General features: G+C 48.1%; 24 protein-coding genes. 4 read left to right on the forward strand and 20 right to left on the reverse strand.

All coding sequences use genetic code 11. The features are described from left to right. Window positions 1-36 precede the first annotated feature (36 nt). The 12 genes from DET62_RS08420 to DET62_RS08475 all read right to left on the reverse strand — a co-directional run bounded on the left by DET62_RS08420 (window position 37) and on the right by DET62_RS08475 (window position 11,421). Entirely contained in the window at window positions 37-486 is a 450-nt protein-coding gene (locus DET62_RS08420) for a Type II secretory pathway component (protein WP_110013555.1), read from the reverse strand. Beyond that, window positions 486-1,724, reverse strand: coding sequence for a type II secretion system F family protein (locus DET62_RS08425; protein WP_110013554.1), 1,239 nt, complete (start codon window positions 1,722-1,724; stop codon window positions 486-488). Before DET62_RS08425 ends, DET62_RS08420 begins: the two co-directional genes overlap by 1 nt. Then, window positions 1,724-3,439 (reverse strand): GspE/PulE family protein, encoded by a 1,716-nt coding sequence (locus tag DET62_RS08430; RefSeq protein ID WP_110013553.1) that lies wholly within the window; start codon window positions 3,437-3,439, stop codon window positions 1,724-1,726. The genes DET62_RS08425 and DET62_RS08430 overlap by 1 nt, the downstream gene beginning before the upstream one ends. Next, window positions 3,436-4,509 carry a tetratricopeptide repeat protein gene (locus DET62_RS08435; RefSeq protein ID WP_110013552.1) on the reverse strand — a complete coding sequence of 358 codons (1,074 nt, stop codon included), beginning with the start codon at window positions 4,507-4,509 and terminating at the stop codon, window positions 3,436-3,438. The genes DET62_RS08430 and DET62_RS08435 overlap by 4 nt, the downstream gene beginning before the upstream one ends. After that, window positions 4,506-5,414, reverse strand: a complete 909-nt coding sequence (locus DET62_RS08440; protein WP_110013551.1) for an AAA family ATPase — start codon at window positions 5,412-5,414, stop codon at window positions 4,506-4,508. Before DET62_RS08440 ends, DET62_RS08435 begins: the two co-directional genes overlap by 4 nt. Window positions 5,415-5,424: 10 nt before the next feature. After that, on the reverse strand, window positions 5,425-7,113 hold the full coding sequence (gene mshL / locus DET62_RS08445; RefSeq protein ID WP_110013550.1) for a pilus (MSHA type) biogenesis protein MshL: 1,689 nt from the start codon (window positions 7,111-7,113) through the stop codon (window positions 5,425-5,427). Further along, on the reverse strand, window positions 7,110-7,451 hold the full coding sequence (locus tag DET62_RS08450) for a general secretion pathway protein GspB (protein WP_034818710.1): 342 nt from the start codon (window positions 7,449-7,451) through the stop codon (window positions 7,110-7,112). The genes mshL and DET62_RS08450 overlap by 4 nt, the downstream gene beginning before the upstream one ends. Continuing rightward, window positions 7,444-8,079, reverse strand: coding sequence for a hypothetical protein (locus DET62_RS08455; protein ID WP_034818713.1), 636 nt, complete (start codon window positions 8,077-8,079; stop codon window positions 7,444-7,446). The genes DET62_RS08450 and DET62_RS08455 overlap by 8 nt, the downstream gene beginning before the upstream one ends. Then, window positions 8,072-8,680: a PilN domain-containing protein gene (locus DET62_RS08460; protein WP_110013549.1), complete on the reverse strand. Its 609-nt coding sequence runs from the start codon at window positions 8,678-8,680 to the stop codon at window positions 8,072-8,074. The genes DET62_RS08455 and DET62_RS08460 overlap by 8 nt, the downstream gene beginning before the upstream one ends. Beyond that, window positions 8,677-9,588, reverse strand: coding sequence for a hypothetical protein (locus DET62_RS08465; protein ID WP_034818717.1), 912 nt, complete (start codon window positions 9,586-9,588; stop codon window positions 8,677-8,679). The genes DET62_RS08460 and DET62_RS08465 overlap by 4 nt, the downstream gene beginning before the upstream one ends. A gap of 130 nt (window positions 9,589-9,718) precedes the next feature. Further along, window positions 9,719-10,753 (reverse strand): dihydroorotase, encoded by a 1,035-nt coding sequence (gene pyrC / locus DET62_RS08470; RefSeq protein WP_034818719.1) that lies wholly within the window; start codon window positions 10,751-10,753, stop codon window positions 9,719-9,721. Window positions 10,754-10,839: 86 nt separating this feature from the next. Next, window positions 10,840-11,421: a thymidine kinase gene (locus DET62_RS08475; RefSeq protein ID WP_011233622.1), complete on the reverse strand. Its 582-nt coding sequence runs from the start codon at window positions 11,419-11,421 to the stop codon at window positions 10,840-10,842. A 100-nt stretch (window positions 11,422-11,521) separates the two neighbouring features. On the opposite strand from DET62_RS08475, the gene DET62_RS08480 reads away from it, so the two are divergent. Further along, window positions 11,522-12,754, forward strand: a complete 1,233-nt coding sequence (locus DET62_RS08480) for an adenosine deaminase family protein (protein WP_110013548.1) — start codon at window positions 11,522-11,524, stop codon at window positions 12,752-12,754. An 89-nt stretch (window positions 12,755-12,843) separates the two neighbouring features. On the opposite strand, the gene DET62_RS08485 is transcribed toward DET62_RS08480, so the two are convergent. The 5 genes from DET62_RS08485 to DET62_RS08505 all read right to left on the reverse strand — a co-directional run bounded on the left by DET62_RS08485 (window position 12,844) and on the right by DET62_RS08505 (window position 17,585). Then, complete coding sequence (locus DET62_RS08485; RefSeq protein ID WP_110013547.1) at window positions 12,844-13,872, reverse strand: DUF2955 domain-containing protein; 1,029 nt, start codon at window positions 13,870-13,872, stop codon at window positions 12,844-12,846. A 13-nt stretch (window positions 13,873-13,885) separates the two neighbouring features. Continuing rightward, window positions 13,886-14,947, reverse strand: coding sequence for an HlyD family secretion protein (locus tag DET62_RS08490; protein ID WP_034818725.1), 1,062 nt, complete (start codon window positions 14,945-14,947; stop codon window positions 13,886-13,888). Beyond that, window positions 14,944-15,432, reverse strand: coding sequence for a MarR family transcriptional regulator (locus tag DET62_RS08495; protein ID WP_034818727.1), 489 nt, complete (start codon window positions 15,430-15,432; stop codon window positions 14,944-14,946). Before DET62_RS08495 ends, DET62_RS08490 begins: the two co-directional genes overlap by 4 nt. A 170-nt stretch (window positions 15,433-15,602) precedes the next feature. After that, window positions 15,603-16,163: a single-stranded DNA-binding protein gene (gene ssb / locus DET62_RS08500; protein WP_011233617.1), complete on the reverse strand. Its 561-nt coding sequence runs from the start codon at window positions 16,161-16,163 to the stop codon at window positions 15,603-15,605. A gap of 45 nt (window positions 16,164-16,208) precedes the next feature. Continuing rightward, on the reverse strand, window positions 16,209-17,585 hold the full coding sequence (locus DET62_RS08505) for an MFS transporter (RefSeq protein WP_110013546.1): 1,377 nt from the start codon (window positions 17,583-17,585) through the stop codon (window positions 16,209-16,211). Window positions 17,586-17,701: 116 nt separating this feature from the next. Here DET62_RS08505 and uvrA point away from each other — a divergent pair, with 116 nt between their 5' ends. The 3 genes from uvrA to glsA are packed head-to-tail and all read left to right on the forward strand — an operon-like array spanning window position 17,702 to window position 21,893. Continuing rightward, window positions 17,702-20,527, forward strand: coding sequence for an excinuclease ABC subunit UvrA (gene uvrA / locus DET62_RS08510; RefSeq protein ID WP_034818732.1), 2,826 nt, complete (start codon window positions 17,702-17,704; stop codon window positions 20,525-20,527). 12 nt (window positions 20,528-20,539) lie between these two features. Then, entirely contained in the window at window positions 20,540-20,947 is a 408-nt protein-coding gene (locus DET62_RS08515; RefSeq protein WP_034818742.1) for a thioesterase family protein, read from the forward strand. Then, window positions 20,937-21,893 (forward strand): glutaminase A, encoded by a 957-nt coding sequence (gene glsA / locus DET62_RS08520; RefSeq protein ID WP_011233613.1) that lies wholly within the window; start codon window positions 20,937-20,939, stop codon window positions 21,891-21,893. The genes DET62_RS08515 and glsA overlap by 11 nt, the downstream gene beginning before the upstream one ends. On the opposite strand, the gene DET62_RS08525 is transcribed toward glsA, so the two are convergent. The 3 genes from DET62_RS08525 to fusA form a co-directional block, all read right to left on the reverse strand. Beyond that, window positions 21,890-22,645: an amino acid ABC transporter substrate-binding protein gene (locus DET62_RS08525; protein ID WP_243734927.1), complete on the reverse strand. Its 756-nt coding sequence runs from the start codon at window positions 22,643-22,645 to the stop codon at window positions 21,890-21,892. The genes glsA and DET62_RS08525 overlap by 4 nt on opposite strands. A gap of 208 nt (window positions 22,646-22,853) precedes the next feature. Continuing rightward, complete coding sequence (tuf, locus tag DET62_RS08530) at window positions 22,854-24,038, reverse strand: elongation factor Tu (protein WP_114982032.1); 1,185 nt, start codon at window positions 24,036-24,038, stop codon at window positions 22,854-22,856. A 59-nt stretch (window positions 24,039-24,097) separates the two neighbouring features. Next, a complete protein-coding gene (fusA, locus tag DET62_RS08535; RefSeq protein WP_034818772.1) occupies window positions 24,098-26,221 on the reverse strand; it encodes an elongation factor G in 2,124 nt (707 codons plus the stop codon). Window positions 26,222-26,225 lie beyond the last annotated feature (4 nt).

The following is a 26,225-nucleotide window of genomic DNA, read 5'->3' on the forward strand; positions in this document are numbered from 1 at the left end:
TTACATTTCCTTAACACTTAACACCGGGTTCCCGGGTTATTTCCGAACAACCTGACCCCGGTCACTTTTATAGGAAAACCAAGGTTTTTGGTTAATTCTGTAATGACAATTCCCGTTCTCTAATTCCGTATCTAAAGCGCTGCCGGGCACGTTACTGCCCAGATGCTGCCATAACTGCAAACATCCCGGCTCAACCGACGGCCACCCTTGTTCATTCATTACTACCGTGGTTTGCTGCGTTTTATTCTCGTACAACAAAGCAATTTCTTTTGGCTTACCACGTCGCATCCACTCGGTTCTGGCCAGCCAAAGCGAGTCTATAAAACGCGAAACCGCAACATCTAACTCGGTCTGCCGCCATTTTTGCGGCTCATCAACCAAAACCATTCTGGCCGCCACCGCGGTTAAGACCAACAACAGTAATACCACCAGAATATTCTGCAGCCGCTGAATACCCTTGCGCTCATCCGTTGCGGCTCTGGTCATTATCGTCCTTGATACGCGCTCATCATGTCCCACATTGGGGTAAATATGCCCAGCGCGAGAATCAGTACCATAACGGCTACGACGGCTATCATTATTGGTTCAATACGAGCGGTTAAGGTTTTGAGGTCGTAGTCGGTTTCACGCTCGTAATATTCCGCGACTTCTAACAACAAAACATCAACCCGGCCGGTTTCTTCACCCACCGATATCATTTGCAAAATTAATGGCGTAAACAGGCCTGACTGACGGGCAACTCGCGACAAGTTCTCGCCTCGTTCAATACCGCGGCGCATTTCAATAATGCGTTTTTCCATCCAGGCATTATCCACCGCTTCGGCAACCAAAGATAAAGCCTGTGTCAGTGGAACACCGGCCCCTATCATGACCGAAAAACTGCGGGCAAAACGACCTAACATGGAGCGCATTAAAATGGAGCCAATAATGGGTATTTTTAACTTCAGACTGTCCCATTTCAGTCTTCCGTTGTCGGTCGCTATGTAATATCTGATGCCGAAAAAAGTACCGACCATTGCAAGCAATAACACATGCCAATAGGCGACGAAAAACTCAGACGAGCCCAACAAGGCACGGGTTGCCCATGGCAGTTCAACATTAAACCGACTGAACATAGAAGCGAACGTTGGGATCACAAAAATGTTCAGTACAAACATGGCAATGACAAGCGCAATAAGAACAAAGCTTGGGTAGCGAGTGGCGGCTTTTATCCGCTTTCTGGTGTCTTGCTCTTTTTCTAAATAAACCGCCAGTTGTTGGAAAGACTCTTCCAACTGCCCGGTATTTTCGCCCACATGCACAATAGCAATAACCAGCCGCGGGAAAACGCCCCGGTGATTTGCCATGGCTGACGACAAGTTTCGTCCCCGCTCCAGTTGCTCATGCACATCCTGCAAAGTTTTACGTAACCGCTTGTTCTGGGTCGTATCTGCCAGCCCTTCAATAGCCCGCAGCATAGGAATACCAGCTTGGGTCAGCGAATACATTTGGCGGCAGAATATAATCAGCTCGTCCAGCGACACTTTTTGCTGAAACGCAGACTTTAAACTTTCCCCAAAGCCACTATTCAAGAAGGAAAAGCTCTGACTTTTTACAGAATTAATCGATAACGGTACCAAGCCGCGACGCATCAGTACATCGGCAGCATTGCGCTCATCACTGGCATCCAGGGAGCCCTGCTGCAGTTGCCCTGCTTTGTCCCGCGCACGATACCGAAACTGCATCAGATGCTGTCCTCAACACTTTCAGCCAGAAATAAAACTTCGTCGACGCTGGTAATACCCTCGCGGGCATAGTCCAGCGCTACCGTAGCCATAGACTGATACCCCGGATGCGCTTTCGCGGCTATTGCAAATTCTCGTGTATTGCCATCACGCAAGGCATCCATCATTGGTGTATTCATTTCCAATAGTTCGAACACACCAATACGCCCACGGTAGCCGGTATGGTTGCATGTCTGGCAACCAACTCCGCGTTTAAAAGAATAGCCCGAGCTACCCTCACGTAAATGCTCCAGCCACTGACTTTCGGCTTCATCCGGCTGATAACTCTCTGCACATTTATCGCACACCCGACGCACCAAACGTTGTGCCAAAATGCCTCGTAGCGCAGCAGCGACCAAATAGGAAGGCGCGCCCATATCAATTAAGCGCATAGCACTGGTAATGGCGTCATTGGTATGCAGAGTAGATAAAACCAGGTGACCGGTAATAGAGCCGCGCAAACCAATTTCAACCGTTTCGTGGTCGCGCATCTCACCAACCATAATAATGTCGGGATCCTGACGTAAGGTGGTGCGCAGAACCCGTGAGAAATCCAATCCAATTTTACTGTTCACCTGCACTTGCGAAATACGTGGCAAACGGTACTCAACCGGGTCTTCAACCGTAATCACCTTTTTGCCTTCGGTATTCAGCTCGCTAAGTGCACCATAAAGCGTCGTAGTTTTACCCGAACCGGTAGGCCCGGTTACCAGCAACATGCCATGCGGACGTTTAATTAGCGCCCGTATACGCTTAATAATAGCGTCAGGCATACCGGTTTGCTCAAGCGACAACAGCCCGGCAGACTGATCCAGCAGACGCAATACACAGGACTCACCATATTGCACCGGCATGGTTGACACCCGCACGTCGATACTGTGTTTGCGAATTTTAATATTAAATCGTCCGTCCTGCGGCAGGCGTCGTTCGGAAATATCCAGCCCAGCCATCAGCTTCAGACGTAACACCAGCGCATTGGCAATGTTGGTTTCTTCCAGCACATTTTCCTGCAGGACGCCGTCAACACGTTGGCGAATCCGTAGTTTACGATCGTCCGGCTCTATGTGAATGTCTGAGGCTCGAACTTGCACCGCATCCTCAAAAATGGACTGCAGTAATTTAGCCACCGTGGCTTCATCGGTGTCGTCATCGAGGCTTAACTGGCCCAGCTCAAACTCGCTGGTGTCTTCGTATTCGTCCTGCAGCTGGCTGGCGAAGGTTTCAATTTCTTTGGTGCGTCGATAAAGGTTATCAAACGCCTGCATCAACTCGCTTTCAGGAACCACAGCAAGCTCAACCTGGCGCGGAGCAAGCAACTGGTTAATGGCGTCAATTGAAGACAAGTCGGCCGGGTCACTCATGCCAACTAACGCCTGCTCCTCACTGGCTTCTATAACCAATGCCCGATGTCGACGCGCCTGAACTTCCGGAAGCAGCTTAAAGACTTCGGCCGGAATTTTACGTTCAGAAATACTGATAAGCGGCAGTTTAAGTTGCTGCGCCAGGAATTCGAGCAACTGTTGCTCGGAAATATAGCCCAGATCGGTTAAGGTCGCGCCCAGCTTACGCCCGCTAATGCGCTGTTGCTCTAGTGCTTTTTGCAGCTGCTCTTCACTGATGATTTGCTCGTGAACAAGCAAATCACCTAATCGCATTTTAAGACGAGGACGCTTCATTGCTCACCTGCTTCAGTTACCTGTAAAGACGTAATTTGCTGCTCAATAAAATCCAGGGTCGGCTGATGTTTTATCCGTTTAAACGCTTCCTGATATGAGGCAACAGCGACTTCTGGCGCGAACTCCTGTTGCGCAACGGCTTTACCTAAATACCAGCGGCCTTGTTCCGGTTCAGACTCGACAAGGCGCTGATATGCGTCAGCAGCAGTCTTATAATCACCCTGAGACTGGGCCAACAACGCCTGTTTCTGGACATATTCCGGATAGGCACCGGCGTCTGGTGTCGCTTGCTTCAATAAACTCAGTGCTGCGGCAGGCCGCGCTTCTTTTTCAAGAATACGGGCACTTAACAGACGAAACTCAAAGTCGTCCGGGTTCAGCTTAAAGCCGGCTTCTAGCGTTGTTAATGCCTGCGATACCTTATTCCGGCCAAACTGCAAAGCAGCCAGCTTTTTCCTCACCTCTTTATTTTCAGGTGTAACAGCAAGCGCCTTACGCCAATGGTCTTCCGCCGCAGTTAAACGACCCTGTTGCTGAGCTTTTTGTGCCTTCTCAATATGTTGTGCGGAAATTTCTGCTGGCGAGAGCTGCACGGGTTGCTTGCTAAATTCACCGCCTTTTTGCGTCTCGTTTTCGGTGTCTTCAGCGTTAACAACAGGCTCTTCTGGCATGGAATCTGCTTCTTCGGCCTTTTCCGGTTCGGTTTCCGGAACCACAACCGAAGCCAAGTCTTGTGATACTATCTCACTAGATTGCCGTGAATCACTTTCTGAGCGAGAAGTTCGCTCAGCTGGCACTTCTATCACTGCAGTATCAATGAATGGTTCGACCCGTTCTTGCAGTTTTGGCATTTCAGCAGGCTCACTCTCTGTTACCGTCATCGTATTTTCTGAACGCGACTGCCACCAGAAAATAACTAAGGCCAGAACAATTACCAGCATAAGCGCTAACAACCACAGGGCTAAACGATGGCTACTGCGGCGCTCAACGGCGCTACTCGCCGCCCTTTTCGAGAAGGGCTGTTGCCCCCGACGATCCAAGTCCTTTAAAACTTTATTAATAACGCTCATAGCGAACCACCCATTTGCCAATAACTGAGCGCGGCTGCCGCCAGAAAAAACAAGCACACAGACACAGTTACGGGAAGCCATACAGAGCGAGTCAATTCCGCGTCTTCGGTGTCATTGACCGCTAGCTTTAAGTCCCGCGTCGACAGCTGATGACGCCCCTCTCCGTAAGCCAGCAACAGAATTTTATGGCACAGCATGTTAATTAAACGGGGTACGCCACGGCTGCAGCGGTGTAATCGCCGAACTAACTTCCAGTCGAATATCGGGGTCCCCTGATAACCGGCCACATCCATACGGTGCGCAATATATTCGGCCGTTTCATCCGCGTTCATGGCAGTTAATTTATGTGAAAAACTGATTCGCTGACGAAGTTGCCTAAAAGCTTTTTGTGATAAACGCTCATCCAGTTCCGGCTGACCCAGTAAAATAATATGCACCAATTTACGCCGTTCAGTTTCCAGGTTGGATAATAAACGCAAAGCTTCCAGACTTTCTTCCGGCAGCGCCTGCGCCTCATCAATGAGTATCACCACGGCCTGCCCGTTTTTATTGATATCCAGCAAGCGTTGTTGCAATGCCCGCGCCAGCTGCTGCTGGTTAGTCATTTGCCCGGTTTCCAGGTCCAATTCCTGAGCAATGGCCAGCCTCAGCTCAGCCGGGTCAAGGTATGAGTCTGGAATGTAAGCGGTTTTAAAAAAGTCAGGAATATCGTTTAACAAACGTCGGCACAGCAGAGTTTTACCGGTTCCAACCTCTCCGGTAATTTTAATAAAACCTTCCCCTGTTTTTAACGCCGTTAAAACCACCTCAAAAGCCTCGTGGTGGCTTTTCAAGTCGTAGTAAAACTGCGTGTTCGGCGTTATCGTAAAGGGCAGTTCGCGTAAGCCGTAATGGTATAAGTACATACTACCTTAGTTATTGCTCTATATCCGGGAACCATTCTTGCAGCAGTTCACGAGATCGTTTCAGTTCATCGCGCCAGGTATCAACACCTACCACAGTCGGTTTCAGTAATATAACCAGCTCTTTCTTTTCCTGGCGGTTGCGGCGGTTAGTAAATAACTCGCCCAACAGCGGGATGTCACCCAGTAACGGGACTTTGCCCACTTCTTCGGAATTTGTGGTTTGCATTAAACCACCCAGCACCACGATTTCACCATTGCGTGCTTTTACTATAGTGTCTGACTCACGGATATTGCTTCGCGCCAGCGGCAACACAAGTTCACCTTCTGTTAAGGTAATCACTTTTTGTTGTTCTTCGGTTTCTACCACCGATGGGTGAACGTGCAGAATTACTTCACCGTCATCACTAATTTGTGGCGTTACATCTAATGAAATACCCGAGAAGAATGGCGTTAAGTCAACATTGGAGCTGGATACGGCTCCGCTATTCCCACCTCCAAAGTTAGTTGTGGAATCTACGTTAGTTACGTAATAAGAATCCTCACCAATTTTTATCACTGCTTTCTGATTGTTCGACGCACTAACACGGGGGTTAGACAATACTTGCACAGTGCCTTGGGTTTGCAGCATTTCAATCATGCCGGAAAAGTTATTGCTTTCATCACTATACGTTAACCCGAATAGACCACCTATAGTTGAAGCAGCAGGAAGCGGATCTGTCCCATCAAATCCTACACCGACCCCTACTCCCCAGCCAGCCTTACCATTGTATAAATCACTCCAGTTTATTCCTTGTTGATAACCGTCGTTCAGAGTTACTTCAATAATACGAGCTTCCAGAATAACCTGACGCTGCAGACGAGATTCCAGAACCGTGATGAAATCACCAACAGCGCGCAGCTTACTTGGTGAAGCAGTAACACTAACAATACCCGCCTGCGGCGACAGCACCACATTGCCGTCAACAATAATGCCTTCAATAACGTCTTTTAAACCGCCCCATAAGTCGGTCTCTGACTGGGTATTTATGCTGGAACCGTTGCCTTGCAACTGATTCTGCTGGCTGTCCCGGCGATACTCCCCATCGTTATTACCAAGCAGAGGAGTTCCTTCTGAACGGGTATTGCTGTTCCTACTTCCTGAATTGTTACCCAAGTCTCGATTATTGCGTTCCTCGCTCACACCTCCACCTGAAATTTCAGTCTGTGAAACACCAAAGCGGCGAAGCGACAAGTAATCCAGTGAGAACGTCTGAGTTCTTACTCCGGCAGGGTATATCTGAATAGTCCGCCCGGTACGACGAACTTCAAAACCGTACATGTCCTGCACGGCATCCAGCGTTTCGTCTAAGGTAACGTCTTTCAGGCTTAGCGAGATTTCGCCACTGACATTGGGGTGTACCAAAATGTTGTAAGGAGAATCTGCCGCTAGCCCATAAAAGAAAGCTTTCGCGTCGACATCATCTGCCTGCAGCACAAACCGGGGTTCCTCGAGTAAGGCGAGTCCATCTTCCTGTTCTTTATTCACCGTCTGATTTAAAAAGTTACTGACTTCTGCAGGCAACTCTTTTTTAGCCTCTGCTTTTTTCTTCTCAGAAGCTTCGGGTTTCATCGCTTTATTGGCTTCATCTGGAGAATAGCTCGGTTGATAAGCACAGCCGCTCAGTGCCAACAATAACGCTCCTGCTGCAACTTTCTTCATTGTACCGCCCCCGGATTGCCTTTCTCGTTCTGTTTTATCGGCTTAAACAAAGTAATCTCTACTCTTTCGTTGTTCTTCTCTAAAATAACGCTGTTTGGATTAACTGAGTTAACCCGAAATCCATCAATATTTTCACCAGGCTTAACCCATTCGCCGTTAATACGAGCTAATTGCCTCTGTTCTGAATAATAAATTTGAGACAGCTTCATATTCTGTCCCCAACTATCCATTTCTACTGTGGGCTGACTTACTGTAAACGGCGGCTGGGTAGGATCCCGCTCTTGCGAAAAAGCTGATACCGAGACCATAAGTAATAACAACGCAATTCCTTTAAGCACTGATAAACTCCTTATCCGTACTTAGCAGATACCAGACTATCGTAACTTTCGCTGTCGGGTAGTCGCCTACCTGATAGTCAAAGCGGGCCCACTGGACATTCGGGTATTCTTTTTGCAGCGTATCCACAAAGTCGGATACCGCGAAAAAGCGTCCGGTAAATTCCGCCTGCACAGCATGCTGATAGAGTTTAATAGACCCGGTTTCAAATACGACGGTCGGCTCTTTAGCTTCTAAACTATCCATTCCCAGTTCCGAGGCATGACGTAACACACTGTTTAGAAACTGCTTTCGTTGTTGTGCGGGCAATAAAACCTGGCTTCCCGAAAAATCGCCTTTTGCCTGAGTTAACCGCTGCTTCAACTGCTTAATTTCAGCCCTGAGCGGAGCATCAATATCGTTAGCTAACTGCGCCTGCAAGTCCTGCTCTAATTGCTCGGACTGCTCTATTTGAGAAGCAATACGGGCATTTTCCACAGAAAGCGCTTTACTCTGATCCAGCGTTGGGGAAATAACGTAACTCATAAGTGGCAGGGTAATAATTAAAAAACCGGCCAGAGACAACAATGCTCGCTGTCGCCCGGGCATAGAGTTAAAGGTTTCTTGTGCGCGTAACCACCAGTTATTCATTGTTTGATTCGCCCTCGCTGCTTCTGACGCTTTGCAGCAAAAACTGCTGATAACCCTGCTCACTGCGTTTAAGTTCTACAACCGAAAAACGCTTATTAGCCAGTAAGCTCGACTGACCAAATTTATCCATCCACAGCACTAAGGCTTCACTGTTTAGCGCTTGCCCGTGTAAACGGATATTTTCACCAGACATTGAAAAATCGGTTAGCCAAATGTCTTCCGGGGTGATCTCTGCAAGTTCCTGTAAAAACTCACTAACGGATGAAGACTGGTTTTGCCGAAACTCTGCAATTTGCTGACTGAAACTTCTGGCGTCCTGCAATTCTTGTTGCAACTGCTCTTTTTCTGCCTGCAGTTGCGGGCTTGGCTGCCGCCGGGACATTCTCTCGCGACTGCTCTCCAGGTCATTATTGAGCTTAGTCAGAGTAGCTGACAATTGTTCATTCTTTTGCACAACTGTTGCCTTTTGCCACTGAGTAACACCTACCACAACGAGCAACAGCGCCAGCCAAACACCCAAAACAGAGCTTACCTTTGTTAGTGTGAGCCTCTGCTTTACCGGCTTCAGCTCACTGCGGTACAGATTTACCCATTGCTTCATAAATCGCTCTCAACTAACGCACCTAAACCGGCAAGATCGGAGTAGTCGCCCTCGCGTAAGTCAGCGGACCATTGCGGGTACTGATACATAGTGCACTCTACTGCTAACAGCTCAGCCAGGCTCTTTTCAAGGGACGCCGGCGTCATATGTTCTACGGCGAGAATAATTCGACTAATAGGGGCCTGTCGCAAATGGCTTTCGAAATAATCGACCGAGCGCTGTAGCTCTGTTGCCAAAGGTTCTAAAGCACCAGCTGCTATTTCGCTCTCTATGTATTTAGACACATCGGTCACACCGCGCAGCAAGCGAGTAAACATAAGCCCTTTGGGGGTATTAATTTGTGCAAGGTAATTACCAGCAGGATTTTGGTATAAAGTGAGTTCAGCGTGGTTCTGAGTTTCAGCTAACCGCGGTAACGTCAGTTCAGTAATGGCGATATCCGTTAAGCTCAGGTCATGTTCACTGAATAGCTCAACCCAGGGCATTAAATCGTTTTTATTCGCCGCAACCGCAACCACTTTATCCTGACCGGATGGTTGCTCCGGAAACTCATAATAGTCGGCAATGATTTCATCAGCCGCAAAGGACACTAAGTCGCTTAAACTGTATTTTAAGCTTTCCGAAATTTCTTCCGGATCCAGCATGGGCCTATCCACCTGAACCGACTCGTATAAATCCGTTCCCAACACCAGGGTGACTTGCGCATGCTTTAACGACAAGCGGGAATATTTACCCAAAAGGGTATCCGCGTGCTTAAGTAACGAACCTCGCTGCACTGGCTCGTAGTCATTAACGATCAATTCGGGGGCGTTAGCAGAGCCTTTAGCAACGAGAAGACGGACGCTGTTTTGCGTTATTTGAAAGCAAATACGGTGATCATTTTGTTTTTGCTTTGAAAATCCTAGCACTCAACAACATCCTTTATTTTATTTTCAACCATGTTAACAGAAACTTTGCAAAGCTCATCAGAAAAAGCGCGGGTTCGCTACAGTTTATGATCTTCGTCATAACCCATTTGTCGCACTACAACTTTAATGGCTAGCCGCGCAGTTTCCATTGCAAATCAGACCCTGCCCAATAAGGCACCATAGGCCCTGTTGCCGTGTCTACCGTTTCAGCAACAGTCCATGGTTGTTGAACCAGTTCAATGGTCTCAGTGTTGCGGGGTAACTGATAAAAATCAGCTCCAAAAACACTGGCAAAATTTGCCAATTTATCCAGCGCGTTATGCTGACTAAAAAACTCGGCATAAAGCTCAATTGCTGCTGGAGCTGAATAACAACCAGCGCAACCACAGGCAGTCTCTTTACTTGCCTGCACATGCGGAGCTGAGTCAGTTCCGAGGAAAAACTTAGGGTTACCGGACAAGGCCGCCTGCTGCAAAGCCTGCTGGTGTGACTGGCGTTTTAAAATTGGCAAACAATAGTTGTGTGGACGAATACCACCGACCAGCAAGTCGTTGCGGTTCATCAGTAAGTGTTGCGGGGTCATTGTTGCTGCGACATTACTGTTGGCATTTTCGACAAACTTAACCGCGTCGGCGGTGGTAATGTGCTCCAGCACCAGCTTTAATTGCGGGAAGCGCTCGGTTATCGGAATTAAATGCCGCTCAATAAAGACTCTTTCGCGGTCAAAGATATCAACGTCGCTGTCGGTTACTTCACCATGCACCAGCAAAGGCACCTGATGCTCCTGCATAGCAGCCAGCACCGGAGCCAGAGCTTCTACCGATTTTACACCAGCGGCAGAATTTGTGGTGGCTCCTGACGGGTATAGCTTGAAGCCAATAACATGCTCGTTCGCAGCAGCTTCAGCAATTTCTTCTGGAGTCGTGTCTGCCGTGAGATACAGAGCCATAAGCGGGTGAAAACTCATACCAGCGGGAATTTCGGCCAAAATTCTCTCGCGATACTCCATAGCGGCCGCTACGGTTGTTACCGGGGGTACCAGGTTTGGCATAACCACAGCACGATGAAACACTGCTGCGGTTGCAGGTACGGTAGTTTGTAACATTGCACCATCGCGTAAATGCAGGTGCCAGTCATCAGGTCTTGGAATTGTTAAGCTTTGCATAGTCACTTCTGGCTAAAAAATGAGAAACTCAGTATACCATCAAGTGCCTTCGCTAAAACCCACATTCCTTACTCTATTTGACCGTTTTAGCGCAGCCCCATGGCTTCTTTCCAGTGTTTACGACAACAGGAAACGTAACGATCATTGCCACCAATAGCTATTTGCTGTCCCATACGTATTGCATTTCCCTGCTCGTCAACGCGCAGTGACATGGTTGCTTTGCGACCGCAATGGCAGATGGTTTTCATTTCCACCAATTTGTCAGCTATAGCCAACAACACCGCGCTGCCGGGAAAAGCGTTGCCAAAAGCGTCGGTGCGAATGCCGTAACACATTACCGGAATATTGTCGGTGTCAGCCAGACTGGACAGTTGCCACACCTGCTCTTCACTTAAAAACTGTGCTTCATCAATTAACACACAGTCAATTGCCTGTTGCATGTAGCGAGCCCGGACTACGGCAGCTAAATCTGTCCGGTGTGTGAAAGACACCGCATCGCGACCAATACCTAATCGGGAAGCAATACGCCCTTTACCTGCCCGGTCATCTAAAGCTGGCGTCATCAGCAGGACATGTTGTTGGCGCTCTTCGTAGTTGTGCGCCACTTGCAATAACGACGTGCTTTTGCCTGCATTCATTGCCGAATAAGTGAAATATAGAGAAGCCATTTTGTTCTATTTTTTTAAGTTAATGTGGTCAGATCCTGGCAGAGATTAGCACGATTTTATGGCATTATGGGACAAAGCAACCTTAAGGCAGGAGTTCTCAATGCAATATTCCCCCGAATTTATCAAAGCCATTCCTAAAGCTGACTTGCACTTGCACCTTGATGGAAGCCTTCGTGCCAGCAGCTTAATTGAGATGGCTAAGCGCGCTGATATCGAACTTCCAAGCTATACCGAAGAAGGCCTGTTTGATCTGGTATTTAAATCGCATTACAACAATTTGGGTGAATACCTCAATGGGTTTCAGTACACCTGTGCCGCTTTGCGCGATTTAGAAAACCTGGAGCAAGCCTCTTATGAATTAGCCGTCGATAATCAAAACGAAGGGGTTAATTACATTGAGGTACGTTTTGCTCCTCAGCTACTCATGGACCCAGGTAAAGGTGTTACTTTTGACACCATAATGCACGTAGTAAACGACGGCCTTTTGCGGGCAAGGAAAGAGTACAACAACCGCGCAGACGTTAAAAACGGCGATAAACCTCCATTTGACTACGGCATTATCAACTGCGCCATGCGGATGTTTGGTAAAAAAGGGTTTTCCCCTTATTACACACAAATGTTTCAGTTAATGCGTGACTTTGAACCTATGCAGGTTATTAAAACGGCCGCAATGGACTTAGTTCGCGCCAGCGTTCGTATGCGTGACGAAGAAGGCATGCCAATTGTCGGGCTGGATATTGCCGGTCAGGAAATTGGTTACCCGGCAGGCGAGTTCAAAGAAGTGTACGAATACGCTCACGAAAATTTTCTGCTGAAAACCGTGCACGCCGGTGAAGCTTACGGTGCCGAGAGTATTTTTGAAGCCTTAACCAAATGCCATGCCGACCGCTTAGGTCATGGTTATTCGTTATTCTCTCCGGAAATGACTCAGGACCCGTCGATTGAAGACCCGAAAGCTTATGGCGAAAGCCTGGCCTCTTATATTGCTGACCGCCGTATTGCCGTTGAAGTTTGCCTCACCAGCAACCTGCAAACTAACCCGGATATTGGCGACATTAAAAACCACAACTTCCAGCACATGCTGGATAACCGCCTGGCGACCATTATTTGTACTGATAACCGTCTGGTTTCTCGTACCACGGTAAGTAACGAATATCAGTTAGCTGTGGATAATTTTGATATTTCGCTGAAGCGCCTGAAGGATATTGTCGCCTACGGCTTTAAGAAAAACTTCTTCCCGGGTCGCTATGTAGAAAAACGCGATTACGCTAAGCAAAACCTGGAGTATTTTGACAAAGTGGTTAAACAGTTTGGGTTAAACGACGCAAGCTAAGTAAAAAACCGTTCGAGTTTAGATATTTTAGACAAGCATGCAGCTGATTAAGTGGCTGCATGCTCTTCCAGGCACTATGGGTATCAATTTTAAGCAGCGCCAAATCGCGTTCCCGCAAACTGATTCAAGAGTTTGTGTACCAAATAGCACACCATCATAGCCGCAATAATTGCGACAAAGGTGCTGCTCAAACGGTAAAGACCGGAATACACCAAGTCTTGTGCCGGCGATAAATACTGACCGAAAAGAATGCCCATAGTGGTCATTGCCCCAAAACCCACTCCGGCTCCCGAAGCTTCAAGTACATGAATGCGGGCAAACAACATCACCCCAAGCCAGAACAACGGCACAATCAACCACAGTATGTCATACCAGCCGTAAAGTAGAACCTGAGCACCTAGACCAAACATAACACCAATTAGAGTCCCTGCCGCTCGCTTGCGCGCGTAAGTTAATGCCCCGTTCCAGTTCATGGGAAATAGCACCAAAATAGTAGTGGCCTGCGCAGAAATAGAATCCTGCAAATCGAACAGCTGAAACACCAAAAACGACAGGGTTGTCACCGTAGCGCCCAAAATAGCTTCATGGCGCACGCGGTTAGGTGACTTGTCCGGCAAAGGCGGTGGTGCCGCGTTATGTTCTTTATTGGGTATAATCGCATGCATAACAAAGGCAATGGCTATTGCCAATATCGACGCAAAGAAGTTACTGGCTATTAAGTTATTAACGTCGGTGCCCGGATAACTGGCGTAATGCAGCATAATACTCAACATCAGTACACCATTTGCGCCGAACAGGAACGCCGTGCCGCGCGCCATAAAAGCAAACCTATACAGAAATAAGACAAAGGCGACCATTGTCATTAATACTGAATGCCCGCCCAGTATCTGCGCCAGAATACCCACTTCCAGTCCGCACATAACCGACGCCGCAAGTATTTGCCTGGCGACCTGCCGGTTTATCATTGGCACTAACCCCAATAGCAGCATTGGTAATACGGTAAAAAACACGCCATAAGACAAGTCAAACAGTGCCGTGACCAGAAAACCGATGGAGCCACCAAAGGCGATTCGTAAGCATTGCCGTAGGCCGTTTTCACTCAAGACTGAAGTTGCCATAGTTCCTTCCTGATCAATAAATGTAGTGTAACCAGCCCAGCAACCGGATTTGCGCTTTCGCGATAGCAGCTTTGACGCTTCCTTCAGGAACTATCTGTACCGTGGCCTTCGCTCCGGCCGGGCGCTCTGAATCCGGTTGTTCTGCTAAACTCAGGTGAACCCGAAGTCGCTGCGCGTCTCGCACCCAACGGTTAGAGTTAACCGGTGCTGCTAAGGCTCCGTCGGCACTTAACTGACCTGCGTTGACACCGGCATCAATGCTCTCCACTTTCACCTCATAAAGCGTGCCGGGTTCAGCATCAAATACCACCAGAGCCTGCTGCCCGGACTTTATGTGCCGTAAATTCTTCTCACGAAAATCGGCGACAATGTCGGCATTGGGTGATACCAGCGCCATTAGCGGCGAGCCTTGACGGGCATAAGCGCCTTCGCTGAGCTTTAGATTACCGACACGTCCGGCATGTTTCGCACGCACGGTGGTGTAGCTTAAGTTAAGCTTCGCTGTTTCTATCGCATTTTCAGCTTGTTGAATAAGTAAGTTGTTTGCATCGTCCTCGGCACCTCGTTGCACTTCTAGACTCTGTAGTTGCGACTGGGCGGCTTCAACATTTGCCAGGGCCTCTAGCTTACTGCTCTGCGCACGGTCATATGCCTGTTGCGACGAACTACCGTCTTCTACCAGATCTTTAATGCGCCGCGCCTCACGGCTGAGCTCTTGAGCTTTTGCCTGTGCTGACTTTAACTTTGCCCGAGCAGTTCGAATTTGGGCATCAAACTGTTGGTTTGACTGTTGCGCCTGAGCCAGTGCCAGCTCTGATTGCTGTAATTGCAGTTGATAAGGTCGCGGGTCAATTTCAAATAGTGGCTCGCCCTCTTCAACATACTGGTTATTATTAACCAAGACTTTCTCTACCGTACCATTCACCTGCGGTGCAACTTGAGTCACCACCCGGGTCACCATTGCCTGCGGGGTTAGCGGCAGGCTCAAGTCGGCCCACAGAAAATAGGCAAATACGAGCACAAATAGCACCAATGCCCGCTTAACCCAACGGGCAAACTTTTCGTCTGCGGTCATACTTTTTCCTCATTATTTTGGTCAAGCTTCTGAGCTTCAGACATGTGATTCGCATTGTATGAAATCATCGCCAGAACCTTCTTAACCGTTTCAATTTCTTCGTCTTCGATATTGGCCAGCAACGCCCTTCGTACTTTTAGAATTTTCGCTTCCATTTTTTTAACCAGCGCATGACCTGACTTCGTCAAAAACACCTGCTTAGCACGGCCGTCGTCCGGGCTTGCTTCGCGCGTAATCAACTCTTGCTCTTCCAGTTGCGCGAGCGTGCGCATGAGTGAACCAAGTTCTAGCTCAAGCGCTTCCGCAAGCTGCTTTTGGCTGACACCATCTCCAATACGTGCCAGTTTCCACATAGCACTCCAGCGCGGGTAGGTTAACCCCAGCGGCGCCAGTTCCTTATCCGCAATAGCCTGCCACTGACGCGCAACGCGACCGAGTCGTTCAGGTACAGATAACTGTCTGAGCTGTTCTTGTGTTAATGTCATAGCAACCTCTTTAGTTAGCACGCTAAGTATAATAACAAACTTAGCGTGCTAACTAAAATGAAAATAGCGATAGCTTTGAGCTAAAAATTAGATACAAAAAAAGCCCCTGCAAAAGGGGCTTTTATCACATGATACAGATATCCGAGCGGGTAAGTCCTACACTTGGCAAACTAGAATGGAATATCGTCATCAAAATCATTGTCAGGTGAAAACGGCGCGGGTTCTGCCGGTTTTTGTTGTGACTGTTGATTTTGCTGCTGCGCTGGCTGAGGCGCAGGACGCTGTTGTTGCTGTGATTGCTGTTGTGGTTGACCACCACCGTAACCACCGCCTTGCTGCTGACCGCCACCAAAACCCTGGCCTTGTTGTGGAGCACCACCCTGCGGGCCGCCACGAGAATCCAGCATTTGCATTTCGTTAATGACCACTTCTGTCGTGTAACGCTCTACGTTGTCCTGGCCTGTCCATTTACGCGTTTGCAAACGCCCTTCAACATAAACTTTAGAGCCCTTTTTCAGGTACTCACCGGCAATTTCAGCTAAGCGACGATAAGCCACACAACGGTGCCATTCGGTTTGTTCGCGCGGTTCGCCTGTTTGCTTGTCTTTCCAGGTTTCGCTGGTAGCAATCGACAGGTTGGCTATCGCTGTGCTGTTTTGGGTATAACGAACCTCTGGGTCAGCGCCCAAATTACCAATTAAAATAACTTTATTTACACCGCGACTGGCCATTAGATTCTCCTGTTCCTTGTACGCGTTACAACTGCTTTAAATTATTTAAGCGACCGATGCTTCTTTAAGCAACTGATTAACCGCCTTTTCATCGTAATGTTTTTTATCAACTTTTAAGTAAGTGGCCTGATCTTCTTCAACCCATCTTGCCTCCGTAACGCCGGTTACGGTAAGTAACTGCTCACTTAGCTTGGTAGCCTTGCTTTCAGTTAACCCGGGCAATGATAACGACACGCTTGTGACACCTGCGGGGTTAACCATGACTAAACTGATTAGCAACCAACATACTAGCAAGATCAGGCAGAAAACAACAACGCCAGATGTCCCAAAAAACTGTAAGACTGAGCCGCCTACGACCCCACCAACAAAAGACCCCAGAAACTGACCAGTTGAGTAAATACCACTGGCACTGCCTTTGCTCCCCGCCGGAGCAACTCGGGTAAGTAACGAAGGCAAACTGGCTTCAATAAAGTTAAAGCCAGTGAAAAATATAACCAGAGCAGCAACCAGCAGCCAGGGGTTTTGCCCCGCTACGGCAATAATTAGCAGCGCAACAATTAAAGTAATAATAGAAAACCGCAGCCACTGCACAGAATTATTATTACGCGAACTGCTGATAATCATTGGCACCATGAACAAAATGGACGCTGCCAGCGTAGGTAAGTAAAACCAGGCATGAGTCTGACTTTCAAAACCTGCGTTTTGCAGTTGCATGGGTAAAGTCACAAACCATGCCGTTAAAATAGCGTGTAACACAAAAATACCGCTGTTCAGACACCACAGTTGTTTGTGTCTAAGCAAATGCCCCAGTTCTGACAACACGGGTAAGGATTCACGCCTCGCAGAAGTTGTCACCACTTTGGGGACGCTCAGCAACAACACCAGAATGCCCAGAGCGCCACTGGCGGCGGTAAACCAGAACAAACCCGAAAGACCGATAATATTGCCCAATAAAGGCCCGGCTACCAATGAAATAGCGAACGCCAGGCCAATACACATACCAATAGTGGCCATCACTTTCGGCCGTTGTTCGTCACGCGATAAATCAGCTGCCAACGCCAGAATAGCCGCCGCAATAGCGCCCAGCCCCTGTAGCGCCCGACCAATGGAGACACCGAATAGAGTATCCGCCTGAGCTGCCACCACACTACCGAAAATAAAGACCAGCAAACCACCGACAATAACCGGCTTTCGGCCAAGGCGGTCAGACAGCATACCTAACGGAATTTGCAACAGTGCCTGTGTCAGGCCGTAGGCACCCAGAGCAATACCGACCCAAAGCGGGGAATAGTCAGGGTAGTCTTGTGCATAAACCGCTAAAACTGGCATGATCAAAAACAGCCCTAACATCCGTATACCAAAGACGGAAGCTAGTGCTAAAGCGGCTTTTTTCTCTGTTTTATTTAATTTTTGCGGCGTCATTTCACTGCTTTTATATCAGTAACATGATAAATGATGCCGTTATTGTACCAGATGCCTAACACTGTGCGATAATAGCGTTTTGTCGTCAGTCATTTACTGAACAACAGACGGGAATTATGGATACTATCGAAGTACGCGGTGCGCGCACGCACAACTTAAAAAATTTCAATCTGACCATCCCCCGCAATAAGCTGATTGTGATCACCGGCTTATCCGGTTCGGGTAAGTCATCACTTGCTTTCGATACCCTATATGCAGAGGGGCAGAGACGCTACGTTGAGTCGCTGTCCGCCTATGCACGTCAGTTTTTGTCGCTGATGGAAAAGCCTGATGTTGACAGTATCGAGGGTTTGTCGCCGGCTATATCAATAGAGCAGAAGTCAACATCGCACAATCCGCGTTCCACGGTCGGTACCATCACGGAAATATACGACTATTTACGCCTGATGTTTGCCCGCGTGGGCGAGCCCCGTTGCCCGACTCACGACGTGCCGCTGGCGGCGCAAACCGTATCGCAAATGGTCGACAACGTGCTGGCGGCTCCTGAAGGCGAAAAGCGCATGTTGCTTGCGCCAATTATTCAGAACCGTAAAGGCGAACACTTAAAAGTGCTAGAAAACCTCGCCTTACAGGGTTATATCCGCGCCCGTATAGACGGTGAAATTTGCGATTTAAGCGATCCGCCCACGTTAGAGCTGCAGAAAAAGCACACCATTGAAGTGGTCGTTGACCGCTTTAAAGTTCGCGACGGCATGGAGCAGCGCCTGGCGGAATCTTTTGAGACCGCACTGGAACTCAGTGGCGGAACGGCTTTAGTCGTACCGATGGACGGCGACGGTGATGCCGAAGTGTACTCGGCTAACTTTGCCTGCCCACATTGCGGTTACAGCATGCAGGAACTGGAGCCACGATTGTTCTCATTCAACAATCCGGCCGGTGCCTGTACTACTTGTGACGGTCTGGGTGTTGAGCAGTTTTTTGATCCGGCCAAAGTTGTTGTTAATGCTGAGCTGTCGCTGACAGGCGGCGCAATTCGTGGCTGGGACAAGCGCAACTTCTACTACTATCAAATGCTGCAGTCTCTGGCGAAGCACTACGAGTTTAAATTGTCGCAACCGTTCAACGAATTGCCTGACGACATTCGCGAAAAGATTCTGTTCGGCAGCGGTAAGGAAGAAATAAAATTCACTTACATGAATGACCGCGGCGACAAGGTTGTCAGAGCGCATCCGTTTGAGGGGATTATTCCTAACATGCAGCGCCGTTACCGCGAGACTGAATCACAGGCTGTGCGCGACGAGTTGTCCAAATACGTAGCGACGCAACCCTGTAAAAGCTGCAGTGGTACGCGCCTGCGTACAGAAGCTCGTCATGTGTTTATTCAGGGCACAACCCTGCCGGAAGTTGTTGAGCAATCCATTGGCGACGCACTTGAGTTCTTCCAGCAACTGAGTCTGGAAGGTCAGCGCGCGCAAATTGCGGAAAAAATTCTGAAAGAGATTAATGACCGTCTACGCTTTTTAGTTAACGTGGGACTTAACTATTTAAGTTTGTCCCGCAGCGCAGAGACCTTGTCTGGTGGTGAGGCGCAGCGTATTCGTCTGGCCAGCCAAATTGGTGCGGGTCTGGTTGGTGTTATGTACGTACTGGATGAGCCCAGTATTGGTTTGCACCAGCGCGACAACGAACGCCTGTTAAACACTCTGACTCACCTGCGTGACTTGGGTAATACCGTCATTGTGGTTGAACACGATGAAGACGCAATTCGTCAGGCCGACCACGTTATTGATATTGGCCCTGGTGCTGGCGTACACGGTGGTGAAATCATTGCTCAGGGTCAGGTTGAAGATATTGTCGGAAGTGAAGATTCACTAACCGGCGACTACCTGTCCGGCCGGAAAGAAATAGAAGTTCCCAAGCAACGTCACAAACCAGATAAACGCCGGTTAACCATTCACGGAGCCAGCGGGAACAATCTGAAGAATGTCGATTTCAATTTGCCATTAGGTATTATGACCTGTGTGACTGGAGTTTCCGGTTCAGGTAAGTCAACACTGGTCAACAACACGCTGTTCCATATTGCGCATCGTGAACTTAATGGCGCAACGACCGGGGAGCCTGCTCCTTACAAAAGTGTCGATGGCATGCAACTGCTGGATAAAGTGGTAGACATTGACCAGAGCCCAATAGGTCGTACGCCGCGCTCCAACCCGGCGACGTACACCGGTATTTTCACACCAATTCGCGAACTGTTCGCAGGTGTGCCGGAATCACGTGCCCGCGGTTACAAACCCGGTCGTTTCAGCTTTAACGTACGCGGCGGTCGGTGTGAAGCTTGTCAGGGCGATGGAGTCATTAAAGTTGAGATGCACTTCTTGCCGGATGTTTATGTTCCTTGCGATATTTGTAAAGGTCAGCGCTATAATCGCGAAACGCTGGAAGTACAGTACAAAGGCAAGAATATTCACGAAGTACTGGATATGACCATTGAAGACGCTCGTGAGTTCTTCGACCCGGTTCCGGCTATTGCACGCAAGTTGCAAACCTTAATGGATGTGGGCTTGTCTTACGTCCGGTTAGGCCAGTCAGCGACAACACTCTCTGGTGGTGAAGCGCAACGGGTCAAATTGTCACGTGAGTTGTCCAAGCGTGATACTGGCAAAACCTTATACATTCTGGATGAACCGACCACAGGTCTGCATTTCCACGACATTAAGCAATTGCTGGCGGTGATTCATCGTCTGCGTGACCACGGCAACACGGTAGTGGTTATTGAGCACAACTTAGACGTGATAAAAACCGCTGACTGGATCATCGACTTAGGTCCTGAAGGTGGTTCTGGCGGTGGTGAAATCCTCTGCGAAGGTACACCAGAAGATATCTGTGAAAATGAGCGCTCTCACACGGCTCGTTTCTTAAAACCTATGCTTAAGCTGTCATAAAAAGGACGCAATATGTTAACGGAAGACTTTAAAGTAAGATTTTATGAAACCGATGCCCTTGGACACGTCAATAACACGGTTATACCGGGGTGGATAGAAACCGGACGTTTGCCTATTTTTGAGTTCTTTGGAGAAATGTCTCCGAAGACACAAAGCTTAATTGTCGCGCGGCTGGAAGTAGATTACCTCTTACCTATTTATTTTGGCGGTCATGTCACGGTGAATACTTACGTCAGCCGCTTAGGTGGCAGCTCGTTTGATATCACTACCGAAATTTGGCAGAAAGAAAAAATGTGCGCTAAAGGTAAAACGGTATTGGTGTACTTTGATTTTCAACAGGAACGTTCTGTGAAGCTGTCTGACGAATTAAAAGACCGCCTGTCCACCATCACGCATCCGGAGCATTCTCTTGACGCGTGATCTGGTCAGTGGCGGGCAGCAAATACATGCCCCGGATGATCTCAAAAGCCTGCTGGAGGAGATTCATCAGCAGGCCATGAAGATCACCGAGGGGCATGTTGCTGATTACATTCCGGCGTTAGCAGAGGTCGACCCCGAGCTCTGCGGACTCACTCTGGCCACCCTCGACGGCGAGGTATTTAACGTCGGTGATACCCAGGAGCAATTCTCTATCCAGTCCATCTCGAAGATTTTTGGCCTTATGCTGGCAATGGAGCGCCTTGGAGAAGATTTGTGGGACAGAGTTAAAATGGAGCCTTCAGGCCAGGCCTTTAATTCTATAGTGCAGCTAGAGTGGGAAAAAGGCATTCCGCGCAACCCTATGATAAATGCCGGAGCTATTGTTGTTAGCGACGTACTCGTTAGCCGCTACTCTGCCAGTAAAAATGCGGTTTTGAGTTTGGTTCGTACTTTATGCGGCAACGACAACGTTTACGCCGATAACATTGTTCACCAGTCAGAAAAAGAACACGGCCATCGCAATGCGGCCCTTGCTCACCTAATGAAAAGCTTTGGTAATATTGACGCAGAGGTTGATGAACTGCTGGATCATTACTTTTGGCAGTGTGCGTTAACCATGTCTTGCGAAAACCTCGCTCGCTCTTTTACGTTTCTTGCTAATGACGGAATTTGTCCTTTTTCTAAAAAGAAAATTATGTCAAAACGAGACTCACAACGCATTAATGCTTTGCTATCAACCAGCGGCATGTACGACCAAAGCGGTGAATTTGCCTTTACCGTAGGCGTTCCGGCAAAAAGTGGCGTTGGCGGAGGTATGATTGCAGTTGTTCCTGACTTTGGCGTTATTTGTTCATGGAGCCCAAGGTTAAACAGCTACGGTAACAGTGCCCGTGGAATGTACATGGTGCGCGAGCTGGCAAACCGCTTGGGTCTTAGTGTTTACTAGCGCGTTATTGTCGGCCGATATAACTGAAATCGTTCCATATTAAATCGTCTAAAGAGTATTTCGAACTCTCCCTGTCGGCCAAGCTCCCGCAGTAGTCTCTGTAATGTATCTGCGCTGATACTCTTATTCTCGCCAACAAGTAAGTGCAGCTTGTACTCCAGACTAACCTTATCGGATAACAATAAACCGTCTACCTTAATTTGATTGGAGCCTTTTAAAGCAGCCAGCAGTTCATCATTGATAATAGTAAGGTCGATTCGACCGCCCAATATCATCTGCAAGTTGATAATTCGGGAATCTGCCAAATACGTCGTATACTTTTCCTGAACTTCATCTGAGGCCAGAAGTTCTCCGCCTAACAGGTAATGATAGCCCTTAACCCCACCTAAAGTTTTGCCATCGTATGTATCGAAAAACGTCTGGTCTCTGTCTGCTTTTTGTAAGGCGACCAGCCGCTCTTGTCCTCTGACTAAAGGCATTGTTTGCTGAAACCCTACTCCACTTTTTTCCCAACCCCAAAGGGGCGATTCGAAGAATATAACATCACAGCACCCTTTCACACTCAGGGCTTTATGACGATTTGCAGGGGGAATCACCTGAATGCGGAATTCGTAGCTGTCCTGATGCTCATTCAACAAACTTATCAGTTCACGGGTAAGATCCGTTTGCAGTACATCGGAAAAATAAGGAGGGTAATCGTAGGCAGCAACATAGACCGGTACCTGTGCTGTAGCAGAACAGCTTAGTCCCATAAAAACGAACACAGAAAAGTATCTGAGTAATTTCAATTGATTGGCTGACTATAAGTTGAGTATCTATCTCAATAGTTCATTTTTTAGTCTTGAATGTCAATACTTGAGCGAGCCTTCGCTTACTTTTGATAAGCTATTTTGATGAAAAATTATGAGCAGGCATAAAAAAGCCCGGCCAAAGCCGGGCTCTTAAAATCAACAGGACTGCTTAGTCCATGATTTTTGATACAACGCCTGCACCTACGGTACGGCCACCCTCACGGATAGCGAAACGCAGACCTTCGTCCATTGCGATTGGAGCAATCAAATCTACAACAAACTTCAGGTTATCACCAGGCATGACCATTTCTACGCCTTCTGGCAATTCTACAGCACCTGTTACGTCCGTTGTACGGAAGTAGAACTGTGGACGGTAGCCTTTAAAGAATGGCGTGTGACGGCCACCTTCGTCTTTGCTCAGTACGTAAACTTCCGCTTCGAACTTAGTATGCGGAGTAATTGTACCTGGCTTCGCCAGGACCTGACCACGCTCTACGTCGTCACGCTTAGTACCACGCAACAAGGCACCGATGTTCTCGCCTGCACGACCTTCGTCAAGCAGCTTACGGAACATTTCAACACCCGTAACGGTGGTCTTCGTCGTATCTTTCATACCAACGATTTCACACTCGTCGCCTGTACGCACGATACCGCGCTCTACACGACCCGTTACTACCGTACCACGACCTGAAATCGAGAATACGTCTTCGATTGGCATGATGAATGGCTTATCGATGTCACGCTCTGGCTCTGGGATGTAGTTATCCAGTGCGTCGGCTAATTCAACAATTTTCTTAGCGTAGTCTTCGTCGCCTTCCAGCGCTTTCAGTGCTGAGCCCTGAATTACTGGTAAATCGTCGCCCGGGAAGTCATATTCTGACAACAGTTCACGAACTTCCATTTCTACCAGCTCTAACAGCTCTTCGTCGTCGACCATGTCACATTTGTTCATGAATACAACGATGAATGGTACGCCTACCTGACGTGAAAGCAGGATGTGCTCACGAGTCTGTGGCATTGGACCGTCTGTTGCTGCTACTACCAGAATAGCGCCGTCCATCTGCGCCGCACCGGTGATCATGTTTTTAACATAGTCAGCGTGCCCTGGGCAGTCTACGTGTGCGTAGTGACGAGTTGGTGTGTCATATTCAACGTGTGACGTTGAAATAGTAATACCACGCTCTTTCTCTTCTGGCGCGTTATCGATGGCTGCGAAGTCTTTCGCCGCACCACCATAAACTTTTGCCAAAACAGTTGTGATAGCAGCAGTTAGTGTTGTTTTACCGTGGTCAACGTGACCGATGGTGCCGACGTTTACGTGCGGCTTCGAACGTTCAAATTTTTCTTTAGACATGATATATCCTCAAACTTAAGTTAAAAGCCCGGCCTCGAAAGAACCGGACCAGACCTTACTTATTTAGCGTTACGCTCAGCCATTACTTTTTCAGCAATGTTGTTTGGTGCTTCAGAGTATTTCAGGAACTCCATAGAGTAGGATGCACGACCCTGCGTTTGTGAACGCAAGTCTGTCGCATAACCGAACATCTCAGACAGTGGTACTTGAGCATTAACTGCTTTCAAACCACCCGGAGCTTCTTCCATACCATCAATAAGACCGCGACGACGGTTTAAGTCACCCACGACATCACCCATAGATTCTTCAGGAGTGATAACTTCAACTTTCATGGTTGGCTCTAACAGAGCTGGGTTAGCTTTTAATGCACCTTTCTTGAAGGCCATGCTACCAGCAATTTTAAATGCCATTTCAGAAGAGTCGACATCGTGGTATGAACCATCATATAGAGTCGCTTTAACACCCAATACAGGATAGCCAGCCAAGACGCCTTGTTGCATCTGTTCTTGGATACCCTTGTCTACTGCCGGGATGTATTCTTTCGGTACAACACCACCTACAATTTCGTTTACGAATTTGTAAATAATGTCATCACCGTTATCGTCTTCTTCGATAGTCATTGGTTCAAGTTTAATCCAAACGTGACCAAACTGACCACGACCACCTGATTGACGTACGAATTTACCTTCGACTTCGACAGACTCACGAATTGCTTCACGGTAAGCAACCTGCGGCTGACCTACGTTACATTCAACTTTGAATTCACGCTTCATACGGTCAACGAGGATATCCAGGTGAAGTTCACCCATACCAGAGATGATTGTCTGGCCAGATTCTTCGTCAGTCTTAACACGGAACGATGGATCTTCTGCAGCCAATTTACCTAAAGCAATACCCATTTTTTCCTGGTCAGCTTTAGTTTTCGGCTCTACTGCAACCGAGATAACCGGTTCAGGGAATTCCATACGCTCAAGTGTGATTTTATGAGCTGGATCACACAGCGTGTCACCTGTAGTAACGTCTTTAAGACCAATCAGTGCCGCGATGTCACCAGCGCGAACTTCTTTGATCTCTTCACGGCTGTTTGAGTGCATTTGTACCATACGGCCAACGCGTTCTTTTTTGTTCTTAACTGGGTTAACAACACCGTCGCCCTGGTTCAATACACCAGAGTAAACGCGAACGAACGTCAAGGTACCAACAAATGGGTCAGTCGCAATTTTAAATGCCAGAGCTGAGAATGGCTCTTCGTCAGACGACTTACGTACGCCTTCAGATTCATCATCCAAAATACCAGTGATAGGCTTAACTTCTGTTGGTGATGGCAAGTATTCAATAACAGCGTCAAGCACTGCCTGAACACCTTTGTTTTTGAACGCAGAACCACAAGCAACCAAACAAAGATCATTAGCCAGAGTACGCATACGCAGGCCTTGCTTGATTTCCGCTTCAGTTAACTCACCTTCTTCCAGGTATTTAGTCATCAATTCTTCGTTAGCTTCAGCCGCAGCTTCTACCAACTCAGCGTGATATTTTTCACACTCATCAACCATGTCAGCAGGGATTTCTTCATAAGTGAATGAAGTACCCATGTCTTCTTCGCTCCAGTTGATGAACTTCATTTTAACTAAGTCCACAACGCCGCGGAAATTATCTTCTGCGCCTACTGGTAGCTGCATTGGAACAGCCTGAGCTGCCAAACGCGTTTTCATTTGGTGTACAACAGATAAGAAGTCTGCGCCTGCACGGTCCATCTTGTTGACGAATACCATGCGAGGAACTTCATATTTGTTTGCCTGACGCCAAACAGTTTCAGTCTGAGGCTGAACACCAGATGATGCACAAAGTACAACAACAGCACCGTCAAGAACACGCAAAGAACGTTCAACTTCGATGGTGAAGTCAACGTGTCCAGGAGTATCGATGATGTTTACACGATGCTCAGGGAATTGCTTGTCCATACCCTGCCAGAAACAGGTGGTAGCTGCTGACGTGATAGTGATACCACGCTCTTGTTCTTGTTCCATCCAATCCATGGTGGCTGCACCATCGTGCACCTCACCAATTTTGTGAGACAAACCAGTATAAAACAACACACGTTCAGTTGTGGTTGTTTTACCGGCGTCTACGTGAGCACAAATACCGATATTACGATAGCGCTCTATGGAAGTTTTACGAGCCACAATA

Origin of the sequence: Idiomarina sp. H2 (assembly GCF_004364275.1) — a bacterium.
Taxonomy (GTDB): Bacteria; Pseudomonadota; Gammaproteobacteria; order Enterobacterales; family Alteromonadaceae; genus Idiomarina; species Idiomarina loihiensis.